Annotated in this window: 11 protein-coding genes; all 11 read left to right on the top strand. The window is 69.5% G+C overall.

The features are described from left to right. The first annotated feature begins 9 nt into the window (after window positions 1–9). The 11 genes from ABIE67_RS12045 to ABIE67_RS11995 all read left to right on the top strand — a co-directional run bounded on the left by ABIE67_RS12045 (window position 10) and on the right by ABIE67_RS11995 (window position 13,945). Complete coding sequence (locus tag ABIE67_RS12045; protein WP_370256446.1) at window positions 10–945, top strand: carbohydrate ABC transporter permease; 936 nt, start codon at window positions 10–12, stop codon at window positions 943–945. Further along, entirely contained in the window at window positions 942–1,838 is an 897-nt protein-coding gene (locus ABIE67_RS12040; RefSeq protein WP_370256445.1) for a carbohydrate ABC transporter permease, read from the top strand. The genes ABIE67_RS12045 and ABIE67_RS12040 overlap by 4 nt, the downstream gene beginning before the upstream one ends. After that, entirely contained in the window at window positions 1,835–3,139 is a 1,305-nt protein-coding gene (locus ABIE67_RS12035; RefSeq protein WP_370256444.1) for a polysaccharide lyase family 1 protein, read from the top strand. Before ABIE67_RS12040 ends, ABIE67_RS12035 begins: the two co-directional genes overlap by 4 nt. Further along, entirely contained in the window at window positions 3,136–4,293 is a 1,158-nt protein-coding gene (locus ABIE67_RS12030) for a Gfo/Idh/MocA family protein (protein WP_370256442.1), read from the top strand. Before ABIE67_RS12035 ends, ABIE67_RS12030 begins: the two co-directional genes overlap by 4 nt. After that, window positions 4,293–5,138 carry a PmoA family protein gene (locus tag ABIE67_RS12025; protein WP_370256441.1) on the top strand — a complete coding sequence of 282 codons (846 nt, stop codon included), beginning with the start codon at window positions 4,293–4,295 and terminating at the stop codon, window positions 5,136–5,138. The genes ABIE67_RS12030 and ABIE67_RS12025 overlap by 1 nt, the downstream gene beginning before the upstream one ends. Further along, window positions 5,135–6,643, top strand: coding sequence for a family 43 glycosylhydrolase (locus ABIE67_RS12020; RefSeq protein WP_370256440.1), 1,509 nt, complete (start codon window positions 5,135–5,137; stop codon window positions 6,641–6,643). The genes ABIE67_RS12025 and ABIE67_RS12020 overlap by 4 nt, the downstream gene beginning before the upstream one ends. Before the next feature lie 28 nt (window positions 6,644–6,671). Next, on the top strand, window positions 6,672–8,687 hold the full coding sequence (locus ABIE67_RS12015) for a pectinesterase family protein (RefSeq protein WP_370256439.1): 2,016 nt from the start codon (window positions 6,672–6,674) through the stop codon (window positions 8,685–8,687). Window positions 8,688–8,783: 96 nt separating this feature from the next. Next, the gene (locus tag ABIE67_RS12010; protein ID WP_370256438.1) at window positions 8,784–10,136 is read left to right on the top strand and encodes a sugar ABC transporter substrate-binding protein; all 1,353 of its coding nucleotides are present in this window, start codon (window positions 8,784–8,786) and stop codon (window positions 10,134–10,136) included. Window positions 10,137–10,291: 155 nt separating this feature from the next. After that, on the top strand, window positions 10,292–11,086 hold the full coding sequence (locus ABIE67_RS12005; RefSeq protein ID WP_370256437.1) for a rhamnogalacturonan acetylesterase: 795 nt from the start codon (window positions 10,292–10,294) through the stop codon (window positions 11,084–11,086). A 33-nt stretch (window positions 11,087–11,119) separates the two neighbouring features. Then, entirely contained in the window at window positions 11,120–12,433 is a 1,314-nt protein-coding gene (locus tag ABIE67_RS12000; RefSeq protein ID WP_370256436.1) for a polysaccharide lyase family 1 protein, read from the top strand. A 402-nt stretch (window positions 12,434–12,835) separates the two neighbouring features. Then, complete coding sequence (locus tag ABIE67_RS11995; protein ID WP_370256435.1) at window positions 12,836–13,945, top strand: pectinesterase family protein; 1,110 nt, start codon at window positions 12,836–12,838, stop codon at window positions 13,943–13,945.

Raw genomic sequence — 13,945 nt, 5'->3', positions numbered from 1 at the left:
AGACCAGTCATGGCCCAAGCCGCAGCCGTGGCGAAACCGCCCGCGCCACCCCGGCGACGCCGTGCCTCCGCCACGCCGCGCAGGCTCCCGTATCTGCTGATCGCACCGGCGGCCCTGCTCATGCTGGGCTTCATCGCCTACCCGGTCATCAGCGTCTTCTACTACAGCCTGCAGGAGTACAACCCCACCAAACCGTGGCGGAACGGCTTCGCGGGCCTCGACAACTTCGTCCATGCCTTCACCGACGACCCGCTGTTCTGGGACACGCTGGTGTTCAGCGCCAAGTGGGTGTTCGTCGAGGTCGGACTCCAGCTGCTGTTCGGGCTCGCGCTCGCCCTGATCGTCAACCAGACGTTCGCGGGAAGGGCGCTGGGACGCGCCCTGGTCTTCTCCCCGTGGGCCGTCTCCGGCGTGCTGACCTCGGCGATCTGGGTGCTGCTCTACAACTCCCAGACGGGCATCACCCGTTACCTCGCCGACGTCGGCATCGGCTCCTACGGCACCAGCTGGCTGTCGGACACCTCCACCGTGTTCTCGGCGGCGGTCGTCGCCGACCTGTGGCGCGGGGTGCCCTTCTTCGCGATCCTCATCCTGGCCGACCTCCAGTCCGTCTCGAAGGACCTGTACGAGGCCGCCGAGGTCGACGGGGCCAGCCGGATCAAGCAGTTCTGGCACATCACGCTGCCCCATCTGAAGGACGCGATCGTGCTGTCCACGCTGCTGCGCGCGGTGTGGGAGTTCAACAACGTCGACCTGCTGTACACGCTGACCGGCGGCGGACCGGCGGGAGTCACCACGACCCTGCCGCTCTACATCGCCAACACCAGCGTCGACGCGCACAACTTCGGCTACGCGTCCGCCCTGACCACGGTCGCGTTCGTGATTCTGCTGTTCTGCTCGATCGTCTATCTGCGGCTGAGCAAGTTCGGAGGTGAGGACAAGTGAGCGTGAAGGAAGCCACCAAGACCGCGCCCGCGCCCCTGCGGGCCGCCCCCGAACCGCCCCGTCCGAGGAAGAAGCACCGCGCCTATGACGAGGTCCCGCGCTGGCAGATCTACCTGCCGCTGTCGATCTACCTGGTCTTCACCCTGATCCCCTTCTACTGGATCCTGCTGTTCTCCCTGCGCCCGGCCGGCTCGACCTCGCTCGTGCCCTGGCCGATGACCTTCGACCACTTCGAGAAGGTCTGGACGGAGCGGAGTTTCGGCACCTACTTCCAGAACAGCGTGCTCGTCGGCGTCGTCACCCTGCTGATGACGACCCTCGTCGCGCTGGCCGGGGGCTACGCCCTCGCGCGCTTCAACTTCAAGGTCAAGCGGGCCTTCATGCTCGCGCTGCTGTGCTCCCAGTTCGTACCGGGCGCGCTGCTCCTGGTCCCGCTGTTCGAGATCTTCGCCGAGCTGCAGATGATCAACTCGCTGGGCAGCGTCATCATCGCGGAGACGGTCTTCCAGCTACCGCTGTCGATCATCCTGATCAGCAACTTCATCAAGAACGTGCCGTACTCCCTGGAGGAGGCGGCCTGGGTCGACGGCTGCAACCGGATGACGGCGTTCAGGATCGTCGTCCTGCCGCTGCTGCGGCCCGGTCTGATCGCCGTCGGCTCCTTCGCCTTCGTGCACTCCTGGAACCACTTCCTGTTCGCCCTGATGTTCCTCAACAACCAGGAGAAGCAGACCATCCCGGTCGGCCTCAACACCCTGATGGGCGCCGACAGCGTCGACCTGGGCGCGCTCGCCGCGGGCGGCATCATCGCGGCCGTACCCGTCGTGATCGTGTTCGCCTTCATCCAGAAGTGGCTGATCACGGGCTTCAGCGCCGGGGCGGTGAAGGGATGAGGAGCCGAAGGGGACTTCAACTGGCCGTCCTCACCGGGATGCTGGGCCTCGTGTTCAGCGCCCCGGCCGGGGCCGAGGCCCGCGACATCAGCCGCGACACTCTCGCCGCGAACGACGGCTGGGCGGCGGCCGACGGTGGTACCACGGGGGGTTCCACCGCCGACGACGCCCACGGCTTCACCGTACGCAACCGCAGTGAGCTGGTCCGCGCCCTCGACGGCGGCAGCGCCACCCCGAAGATCATCAGGATCGCCGGGACCATCGACGCCAACACCGACGCCGACGGCGACCACCTGGACTGCGCCGACTACGCCACCGACGGCTACAGCACCAAGAAGTACCTGGCCGCCTACGACCCCCGCACCTGGGGCTCCGGCAGGCCGAGCGGCCCGCAGGAGGAGGCCCGCCAGGCGTCGGCGGCCCGGCAGGCCGAGCGGATCGAGCTGACCGTCGGCTCCAACACCACCCTCGTCGGACTCGGCGACAAGGCCGTGCTGAAAGGCGCCAGCCTCCAGATCGAGGGCGCGGACAACGTCATCGTCCGCAACCTGGAACTGCGCGACGCCTACGACTGCTTCCCTGTGTGGCAGCCCAACACAGGCGGCCTCGGTGACTGGAAGACCGCGTACGACAACATATGGCTGCGCGGCGCCACCCATGTGTGGATCGACCATGTGTCCCTGAGCGACGACGGGCATCCGGACCATGGGGAACCCACCTACTTCGGCCGCAACTACCTCCGCCACGACGGCCTGCTGGACATCACCAACGCCTCCGACCTGGTCACCGTCTCCTGGAGCCGGTTCGCCGACCACGACAAGGCGATCCTCGTCGGCAACGGCGACACGGCGACCGGCGATCGCGGAAAGCTCCGTGTCACCCTGCACCACAACGAGTTCGAGTCGGTCGTCCAGCGCGCCCCACGCGTCCGCTTCGGCCAGGTGCACCTCTACAACAACCGCTACGTCGTCCCGGCCGACGCGCACGACTACCGCTACTCCATCGGTGTGTCGACCGAGTCCGCCATCCACGCCGAGAACAACGCCTTCACGACCCCCGGTCACATCGAGGTCGCCGACCTGGTGAAGAGCTGGAACGGCACCGCCTTCCACCAGTCCGGCACCCTCTTCAACGGCTATCCGGTAGACCTGCTCGCCATCCACAACGCCTACAACTCCGGCAGCGAGCGCGATCTCACGGCTGACGTCGGCTGGACACCTACCCTGCACACAAAGATCGACAGCGCCGCCAGGGCCGACCGTGAGGTGGCACGCGGCGCCGGCGCAGGGAGGATCCCATGAGCACTGCCGTACCCGTCGTCCTCGCGGGCGCGCGCGGCCACGGCCGCTGGCACCTCGACAACATCCGCCGGCTCCAGGACAAGGGGATCGTCCGGCTCGCGGGGATCTGCGAGCTGACCCCGCTGACGGAGGAGGAGCTGCCCGAGGGTCTCGGCTCACCGGAGCAGTCCGCCGACTTCGGCGCCCTCCTCGACTCCACCGGCGCGAGCGTCGCGGTGATCTGCACACCGATCCCGACCCACACCGACCTGGCCCTGACGGCCGCGCGCCAGGGTGTGCACATCCTGCTGGAGAAGCCGCCCGCCCCGTCGTACGCCGAGTTCCGGCGCATGGCCGACGGGGTCGCCGAGGCCGGGGTCGTCTGTCAGATCGGCTTCCAGTCGCTGGGCTCGCGCGCCGTGCCCGCGATCCGGGAGCTGATGGCGCAGGGCGCGATCGGCGAGATCGCCGGGATCGGCGGGGCCGGTGCCTGGGCGCGGGCCGAGGCGTACTACCGGCGGGCGCCCTGGGCGGGCAAGCGGCGCCTGAACGGCGTCGACGTCATCGACGGCGTGCTCACCAACCCGCTCGCGCACGCCGTCGCCACCGCCCTCGCGCTGGGCGGCACGGTGCGCGCCGAGGAGGTCACGGCCATCGAGACCGAGTTGCTGCGCGCCAACGACATCGAGTCCGACGACACCTCCTGCGTCCGCGTCACCACCGCGCACGGCCCCCAGGTCGTCGTCGCCGCGACCCTGTGCGCCGAGGACCCCGACGAGCCGTACGTCGTCGTGCACGGCGACCGCGGCCGGATCACCTTCTGGTACAAGCAGGACCGCGTCCTGCTCCAGCGCGCGGGCCACGGCCCCGAGGAGTTCGAGTACGACCGCACGGACCTGCTCGAGAACCTCGTCGAGCACCTCGTCGACGGCACCGACCTGCTGGTCACGCCCGACGCGACCGGCGCCTTCATGAAGGTCGTCGAAGCGATCAGGCTGGCCCCCGACCCGGCCCCCCTGCCGGACGGGACCTGGCACCTGCTCCCCGACGAGCAGCGCCGGGTCGTGCCCGACATCGACGGCCTGGTCGCGGCCGCCGCCGACGCCCTCGCCCTCTACTCCGAGCTGGGCGCCTCCTGGGCGCTGCCGGCGAGAACGAAAGAGGTGAGCACCTGATGACCCCCCACGACACCGCGGTGCTGCGCGTCGCGGGCCGCCCCGTCGGCCGGTACGTCACCCGGCCCGAACTGCCGCCCCGGCTCTCCCCACGCCCGTATCTGCACCCCGTCACCACGCTGGCCGGCACGGCGGTCACCGAGCTGAGCCCCGCCGACCACATACACCACCTCGGCGTCGGTGTCGCCGTTCCCGACGTCGAGGGATCCAACTTCTGGGGCGGACGCACCTTCGTCCGCGACCAGGGCCCGACCGAGCTGGACAACCACGGCGCCCAGCGGCACACCTCCTTCCAGCTGCGCGACCCCGACGGCTTCGTCGAGGAACTGCGCTGGGTGGCGGCCGGGACCGAGCTGCTGCGCGAGCGCCGTACGGTCGCGGCCACCGAACTCACCGACTTCGCCTGGGCGTTGGACTTCACCTTCTCCCTGACCAACGTCACCTCCGGACCGCTGTCGATCGGCAGCCCCGCCACCAACGGGCGCCCCGGCGCGGCGTACGGCGGCTTCTTCTGGCGGGCCCGCAAGGAGGACTCGGCGCCGGACGTGTTCACCGCCGACCGCGAGGGCGAGCAGGACATCCACGGCACCCACGCCCCTTGGGTGGCCCTCACGGGCTCCACCTGGACCCTGGTCTTCGCCGGGGCCACCGAACAGACCCGCCGGGACCCCTGGTTCGTGCGTGCCGAGGAGTACCCCGGCGTCGGCTCCTCCCTGGCCTCCGAGGAGCGGCTGCCGATCCCGCCCGGCGAGACCGCCGTACGCCGGATCGTCACCGTCGTCGCCGACGGCCGGATCAGCCGGCTCGAAGTGGCGGCCCTGGTCCGCAAGGCGGTGAGCCCGTGACCACCGAGACGTACACCAACCCGATCCTGAACGCCGACTGGTCCGACCCGGACGTCGTCCGCGTCGGCGACGACTTCTACCTCACCGCCTCCAGCTTCGGACGCGCCCCGGGCCTGCCCCTGCTGCACTCCCGGGACCTGGTCAACTGGACCCTGGTCGGCCACGCCGTCGACCACCCCGAACCGGCGGAGGAGTTCGCGGTCCCTCGCCACGACTGCGGAGTCTGGGCCCCCTCCCTCCGCCACCACGACGACCGCTTCTGGATCTTCTGGGGCGACCCCGATCAGGGCATCTTCCAGGTCAACGCCCCTGCGATCCGCGGCCCCTGGACCCGCCCGCACCTGGTGAAACAGGGCAAGGGCCTCATCGACCCCTGCCCCCTCTGGGACGACGGGACCGGCGAGGCCTACCTCGTGCACGCCTGGGCCAAGTCCCGGTCCGGAGTGAAGAACCGGCTCACCGGCCACCGTATGCACCCCGACGGCACCGAACTCCTCGACGAGGGCAAGCTGATCGTCGACGGCGACCGCATCCCCGGCTGGTTCACCCTCGAAGGACCCAAGCTCTACCGGCACGACGGCTGGTTCTGGATCCTCGCGCCCGCCGGGGGAGTCGAGACCGGCTGGCAGGGCGCCTTCCGCTCACGCGAGTTCTTCGGGCCCTACGAGGAGAGGATCGTCCTCGAACAGAAGGAGACCGAGGTCAACGGACCGCACCAGGGCGCCTGGGTGCGCACCCCCTCCGGTGAGGACTGGTTCCTGCACTTCCAGCAGCGCGGCGCGTACGGCCGGGTCGTCCACCTCCAGCCGATGCGCTGGGGCACCGACGGCTGGCCGGTGCTGGGCGACGACGGCGCCCCCGTCGCCGTACACCGCAGGCCCGACCTGCCGCCGCAGCCGCCCGCCGCGCCGGCCACCGACGACGACTTCCCCGGCGGACGCTTCGGCCGCCAGTGGTCGTGGACCGCCACCCCGCAGGACGGCTGGGCCACCCACCACTCCGGCGACGGCCTGAAACTGGCCTGCGTCCGCTCGGCCGACGCCCACGACCTGCGCAAACTGCCGAACATCCTCACCCAGCGACTGCCGGGCACGCCCTGCGCGGTCGAGGTGGAACTACAGCTGGACAGCGAGGAGCCGGGGGCGCGGGCGGGGCTCGCGGTGCTCGGGGACGCCTTCAGCTGGATCGGGCTCCAGCGGGACGCGGACGGAGAGGCGCACGTGGTGCACCGGTTCGCGGAGGCCGTCGCGGAGAAGGAACGGGACGCCGCACCCGCGCGGCACGCCCCGGAGGGGCGGGTACGGCTGCGGATCGAGATCGGGGCGGGGGCGCGCTGCCGGTTCTTCCACGACGTGGGGGAGGCCCCGCACCTGTCCGGCCCCGTCTTCGCGGCCACCCCCTGGCGCTGGGTCGGCGCCCTGCTCGGTCTGTTCGCACTCGCGCCGGCCGGCCCGGGACACGCCGGCGCGGCGAGCTTCACGAAGTTCCGGATCACCCCCTTGTAACCCACCCGCACGCCTGTTGGGAGCCGCAATGACGCACCTCCGTAGCAAGCGCTTGCCGATATCGGGGTACGCGAGCCCCGGGCACGGCAGGGTCGTGGCCGCCGTGCTCGGCCTGGTGGCCGCCCTGTGCCTCGGGGCGGTCGGCGAGGCGCAGGCCGTGAGCCCCGCTCCGACTGCCCGTACCGCGCCTGCTGCCCCGACCGCCGACCGCTGGGCCGATCAGCCGCACGGCTTCGCCTCCCTGGCCGGCGGGACCACCGGCGGCGCGGGCGGCAAGGTCGTGACCGTCACCGACCAGGCCTCGCTCGCGAAGTACGCGGCGGCCGAAGAGCCGTACGTCATCCGGGTGTCGGGGGCGATCGCCGTCGAGCCCTTCGGCTCGGACATCGTCGTGACCTCGAACAAGACCGTCGTCGGCGTCGGTGACACCGGCGAGATCGTCCACGGCGAGCTGCACCTCAACCCCGGCACGAGCAACGTCATCATCCGCAACCTGACGATCCGCGACTCCTATGTCGAGGGCGACTGGGACGGCAAGACGACCGACTTCGACGCCATCCAGATGGACACCGTCGACCACGTCTGGATCGACCACAACCGCTTCACGCACATGGGCGACGGACTGCTCGACATCCGCAAGGACAGCCGGTACATCACCGTCTCCTACAACCGGTTCACCCACCACAACAAGGCGTTCGGGATCGGCTGGACCACCAACGTCCAGACGGAGATCACGATCGACCACAACTGGTTCACGGGCACCAAGCAGCGCAACCCGTCCGCCGACAACTGCGCCTACGCCCACCTCTACAACAACTACCTCTCCGCGCAGGTGGCCGACGGCGACCCGACGTGGACGTACGGGAACTGGTCGCGCGGCAGGACGCGGATGGTCATCGAGAACAGCTACTACGACGGTGTCCAGCACCCCTACCAGGCCGACGCCACCGCCGAGCTGGTGCAGCGCGGCTCGATCCTGAAGAACGTCAGCGGACGTCAGGACGCGTGGGGGACGGCCTTCGAACCGCGCGAGTTCTACGACTACCGGCTCGACCCGGCCGCCGCCGTACCGGCGCTGGTGAAGAAGTTCTCCGGACCGCAGCAGCGGATCGGCACCACCCTGCGCGTCCCCGCCGACTACCCGACCGTGCAGGCCGCCGTGGACGCCGTGCCCGACCAGAACGCCGTGCCGGTCACGATCGCGGTCGCGCCGGGGACCTATCGCGAGAAGGTGTTCGTCCCCGCCGGCAAGCCGAACCTCGTGCTGCTGGGGACCGGACGGGACCGCTCCGACACCGTCATCGTCTTCGACACGCCTGCCGCGTACGGCGGTTCGACGGGGAGCGCGACGGTCCGGATCGCCGCGCACGACGTCACCGCCCGCAACCTCACCTTCAGCAACGACTTCGACGAGGCCGCGGTCGAGCTGAACGGCGAGCAGGCGCTCGCGATGAAGACGACGGGTGACCGGATCGTCTTCGAGAACACCGCCTTCCTCGGCAACCAGGACACGCTGATGACCGACAGCCCCAAGCTGGACGTCATCAACCGGGTCTACGTCCGCGACTCCTACATCGAGGGCGACGTCGACTTCGTGTACGGGCGGGCGACCACCGTCATCGAGCGGTCCGTCATCCGCGCGCTGAGCCGGGGCTCGGACACCAACAACGGCTACATCACCGCCGCTTCGACCTGGACCGGCAACCCGTACGGGTTCCTGATCACCCGGTCGGAGATCGTGAGCGACGCGCCCGACGGGAGCTACCACCTGGGGCGGCCCTGGCATCCGGGCGGTGAGCCGGCGGCGGTCGCGCAGGTGCTGATCCGGGAGACCCGGCTGCCCGCCGCGGTCAAGTCCTCCCCGTGGACCGACATGAGCGGGTTCTCGTGGAAGGACGCACGGTTCGCGGAGTACCGGAACTTCGGCCCGGGGGCGGCGGTGACCGCGGACCGGCCGCAGATGAGCGCCGCCGACGCGCGGGTCCACACCGTCGCCGACTACCTCCGGGGCACGGACGGCTGGGCGCCGTACGCGCGCCACTGAGACCCCCACAACCGCACAGCTCCACTCGATTCAGAAGCGTGCGATCCAGAAGCGTTCGATTCAGAAGCATTTGATCCAGAAGAAGAGAGCCGAGCAATGAAGATCAGCATTCGCAGAAGCAGGCGCGCCGCCGTGGCCGTAGCTCTGGGTTCTGTCCTCGCCCTGACCGCCACCGCCTGCGGTGACGACGGCAGCGGCGGCGGTGGCGGCGACAGCGGCGCCGAGGGCAGCGGCAAGGGCGAGATCGTCTTCTGGGACAACAACGGCGGTGTCCGCACCGACTCCTGGAAGGAGGTCATCGCCGACTTCGAGAAGGCGAACCCGGACATCAAGGTCGAGTACGTCGGGATCCCGTCCACCGACTACCAGTCCAAGGTGGACACCGCCATCCAGGGCGGCGGCCTGCCGGACGTCGGTGGCGTGGGCGCGGCGATGCTCGCCGGGTTCGCCGCGCAGAACGCGCTGGAGCCGCTGGACGACCGGCTCGCCAAGTCCTCCCTGAACGGCAAGCTCAACGAGGACATGGTCACCTCGCTGAAGGCCGCGGGCGGCGGCGACGACAAGCTGTACTCGATCCCGACCTCCGCGAACAACGGCGTGCTGTACTACCGCACCGACCTGTTCAAGAAGGCCGGGCTGGACGAGCCCACCACCTGGGACAAGTTCTACGAGGCCGCGGAGAAGCTGACCAACTCCGGGAAGAACGAGTTCGGTTACACCATTCGTGGTGGTGCCGGTTCCATCGCCCAGGCGCTGGACGCGATGTACGGGCAGTCCGGGATCACTTCCTTCTGGGACTCCAGTGGGGAGAAGACGACCGTCAACGACCCGAAGAACGTGGCCGCGCTGGAGAAGTACGCCGCGCTCTACAAGAAGGTCACTCCGGCCGCCGACCTCAACAACGACTTCACCAAGATGGTCGCCCAGTGGGATTCCGGCACGATCGGGATGCTGAACCACAACCTGGGGTCGTACCAGGACCATGTGAAGGCGCTCGGTACGGACAAGTTCCGGGGTATCCCGCAGCCGGTCGGCTCCGCCGGTAAGCGGGTTCAGGTGTCCAACCCCGTTGACGGGATGGGGCTCTTCAAGAGTTCCAAGAACAAGGAGGCCGCCTGGAAGTTCATCGAGTTCGCCACGTCGCACGAGGAGAACTCGAAGTTCAACGAGGCGGCGGGGCAGGTGCCGTCCAACAACGACGCGGCCAAGGACGCGTGGATCTCGAAGGCCGAGCCCACGAAGCTGGCTGCGGCCGCGCTGACGGATGGGTCGACGACGATTGTGCAGTTGCCGTACTACCTGCCTGACTGGAACACCATCTCCAAGGCCGACAACGAGCCGAACTTCCAGAAGGTGCTGAACGGGGACATGAGTGCGAAGGAATTCCTGGACACGGTGGCCGGTCAGCTGAATGAGGCTCAGGCCGAGTGGACGGAACGTAACGGCTGAGAGCTCGGTTGCTGCTGTGCGCGGCCGGCTGCGGGTTGGTTGTGGCTGGTCGCGCAGTTCCCCGCGCCCCTTTGGGGCGCGGGTCACCCCCGCACGTTCGAAAGGTCCCGCTGACCGAATTCCCCCATAGCCCTGCCGAGAAAGGTACATCGCCCGTGTCGCTCACCCGCAGACAGGCCGCCGTGGCGGCCCTCGCCGCCGTTCCCCTCACCATGGGCGCGGCCGGTACCGCTCAAGCCGCCGCAGGCCGCCGCACCCTTTTCATCGCCGGTGATTCCACCGCCGCCCAGAAATACGCCGACGCCGCCCCGGAGACGGGGTGGGGCATGGCGCTCCCCTTCTTCCTGCACAAGAACCTTCCCGTCTCCAATCACGCGGTGAACGGGCGCAGTTCCAAGAGCTTTGTCGACGAAGGTCGGCTCGATGTAGTTCTCCAGGCCATTCGGCCGGGAGACTTCCTGCTCATCCAGTTCGCGCACAACGACGAGAAGGTCGCCGACCCCACCCGCTACACCGAGCCCTGGACGACGTACCAGGACTACCTGCGCCTCTACGTGGACGGCGCCCGTGCCCGTGGTGCCCGCCCCGTCCTCGCCACCGCCGTCGAGCGGCGGAAGTTCGACGCCGACGGCAACGCCGTGCCGACGCACGGCGACTATCCGGCGGCGATGCGCGCGCTCGCCCGGGAGGAGCGGGTGACGCTGCTCGACATCCAGGCCCTGTCCCTCGCGCTGTGGCAGCGGCTCGGGATCGAGGGGACGAAGACGTACTTCAACTGGACCACCACCGAGCAGGACAACACGCACTTCAATCCGCCGGGCGCGATCGCCGTGGCCCGGCTGGTGGCGCGCGAGCTGCTGCGCACCCGCGTGCTGGCCCCGCAGGACGTGCGCCGGCTCGACGAGGAGATCCCGGAGTCCTGGATCACCTGGCCGCAGGCCGCCGCGTAACCACCCCCGAAACGTAGAAAAGAGAGCCGCACAATGAACGCACACGTATGGCATGGGCATGTCACAGCTAAGTCCGCTGTGCTGATCGGCTGCACCGCGCTCGTTCTCGGTCTCACCGGCACCAGCGCGGAGGCGGGCCCCCGTGATCTGGGCCGGCAGGTGCTGGGCGCGAACGACGGCTGGGGGTCCGAGGGCGCCGGGACGACCGGCGGGTCGGCCGCTGACGCCGAGCACGTCTACACCGTCACCACCTGGGCCGAGTTCAAGGCCGCGCTGAAGGCCGGTGGTGACGCGCCGAAGATCATCAAGGTCAAGGGCATGATCGACGCCGTCTCCGAGGGCTGCGAAGCCTTCGTCACCGGCGGCTATGACCTCCAGCAGTACCTCAAGGACTACGACCCGGCCGTCTGGGGCAACGACGAGGTCGCCAGCGGTCCGCAGGAGGACGCGCGGGTCGCCTCCGCCGCCAGGCAGGACACGGAGATCAAGGCCAACATCCCCAGCAACACCACCATCGTCGGCGTCGGCAATGACTCCGGCATCCTCGGCGGCAGCCTCCAGATCAAGGGCGTCTCGAACGTCATCATGCGCAACCTCACCATCGAGGCCCCGCTCGACTGCTTCCCCAAGTGGGACCCGACCGACGACAACAAGACCGGCAACTGGAACTCCGAGTACGACGCCGTGGTCGTCTACGGCACCGACCATGTGTGGCTCGACCACAACACGTTCACCGACGGGCGCTACCCCGACAGCGAGCGGCCGGTCTACTTCGGCATGGTCTTCCAGCAGCACGACGGTCTGACGGACATCGTGCGCGGCTCCAACTACGTGACCGTGTCCTGGAACCGCTTCCAGGACCACGACAAGAACATGCTGATCGGCAACGGCGACGGCCTCGCCACCACCGACGGCGGCAAGCTCAAGGTCACCATGCACCACAACCGCTTCGAGGGCATCCTCCAGCGCTCCCCGCGGGTGCGGTTCGGACAGGTCGACGTCTACAACAACCACTACGTGGTGACCGAGGAGCAGCAGGACGACTACTACATCTTCGGCGTCGGCATCTCCTCGCAGCTCCACGCCAGCGACAACGCCGTCTCGCTGCCGGCCGGCGCGAGCGTCGGCAAGGTCCTGAAGAAGTGGAACGAGTCGCCGCTGACGGCCGAGAACAACTACGTCAACGGCAAGCTGACCGACCTCATCGCGGTCCACAACGCGGAGATCCCGGCGGAGACCCTCCAGTCCGGCGCCGGATGGAAGCCGACTCTGCGGACCAAGGTCGACAACCCCAAGGCGCTGCCGGGGATCCTCAACCGCTGCGCGGGCGCCGGCCGTCTGCACTGACCCGCCGTACCACCCCTAGGGGTGTTTCATAAGTCCCGCACAGCACCCGCGGCGCCCGGCACGCACCCTCGCCGCACCGGCCAAAGGCCCGAGTACGTCCGGCACCCCCAGCCTTCGTCCGGCACCCCCAGCCTTCGTCCGGCACCCCCAGCCTTCGTCCGGCACCCCCAGCCTTCGTCCGGCACCCCCAGCCTTCGTCCGGCACCCCCAGCCTTCGGCCGGGGGACCCCCAGGGCACGCACCGGACACCGCGGGCACCGCACGGGACTTTCGGAACACCCCCAGGGCCGGGACCGCCGCCCCGGCCCGCCACACCCCCCACGCGAGGCACCTCTCCGACGAGCCGCACTCCCAAGGAGCACCCGCATGTCCTCGCCCCACCCCCGACTTCCCCTGTCCAGAATGCCCTTGTCCAGAAGGGGACTCCTGACGGCGGGCCTCGGCGCCGGCGCCGCGACCGGCCTCACGGCCGTCCCCGCGCGAGCCGGCGGCCGGCGGCCCTTCGGCCGGTTCGGTTCCCCGGCCGCCCGTCCGACCCCGACCACGCTCTACGTCGACGCTCAGGGGCGCGGCGACTTCACCACCGTCCAGGCCGCGGTGAACACGGCCACCACCACCGGGTACACCCTGGTCCTGGCCCCGGGCGTCTACCGGGAGACGGTCGCCGCCCCGGCCACCGCCACCGAGATGACCTGGATCGGTGCGAGCGAGGACCCCCGGGACGTCGTCATCGTCTACGACAACGCGGCCGGCACCCCCAAGCCCGACGGCTCCGGCACCTACGGCACCACCGGCTCGGCCACCACCCTGATCCGCCCCGACGGCTTCACCGCCCGCTGGATCACCTTCGCCAACGACTGGCTGCGCGCCGACCACCCCGGTGTCTCCGGTACCCAGGCCGTCGCCATCAAGGTGCTGGGCGACCGCTCGGCCTTCCACCACTGCCGTTTCCTGGGGCACCAGGACACGCTGTACGCGGACTCCGTCGCCCTGTCCGTCATCGCCCGCCAGTACTTCTCGCGCTGCTACGTCGAGGGCGACGTCGACTTCGTCTTCGGCCGGGGCACCTCCGTGTTCGAGCACTGCCACTTCCGCACCCTGAGCCGCACCGACCTGGCCACCGCCCCGTACGGCTGCGTCTTCGCGCCGTCCACCGCGGGCGCCAACCCGCTCGGCTACCTGGTGACCAGGAGCCGTGTCACCAGCGAAGCCCCGGACGCCTACTACAAGCTGGCCCGCCCGTGGGTCCCCAGCTCCGACACCACCGCCCGTCCGTCGCTCGTCGTCCGGGACACGCACCTCAGCGCGGGCATCGACGCGGTCGCGCCGTACACCAACATGTCGGACACCTTCCCATGGCAGAACCAGCGCTTCGCCGAGTACCGCAACACCGGGCCGGGAGCCCGGATCACCGTCCCCGAGAACCGGCCCCAACTCACCCGCGAGCAGGCGGGGTCGGCGACTCGTGAGGCGTACCTCGGTGACTGGCGGCCGTGGAAGGAGACGTGCTGA

This window comes from Streptomyces sp. V4I8, from assembly GCF_041261225.1.
In the GTDB taxonomy this organism is placed as follows: Bacteria; Actinomycetota; Actinomycetes; order Streptomycetales; family Streptomycetaceae; genus Streptomyces.
This window is presented reverse-complemented; position numbering and strand designations above follow the sequence as displayed.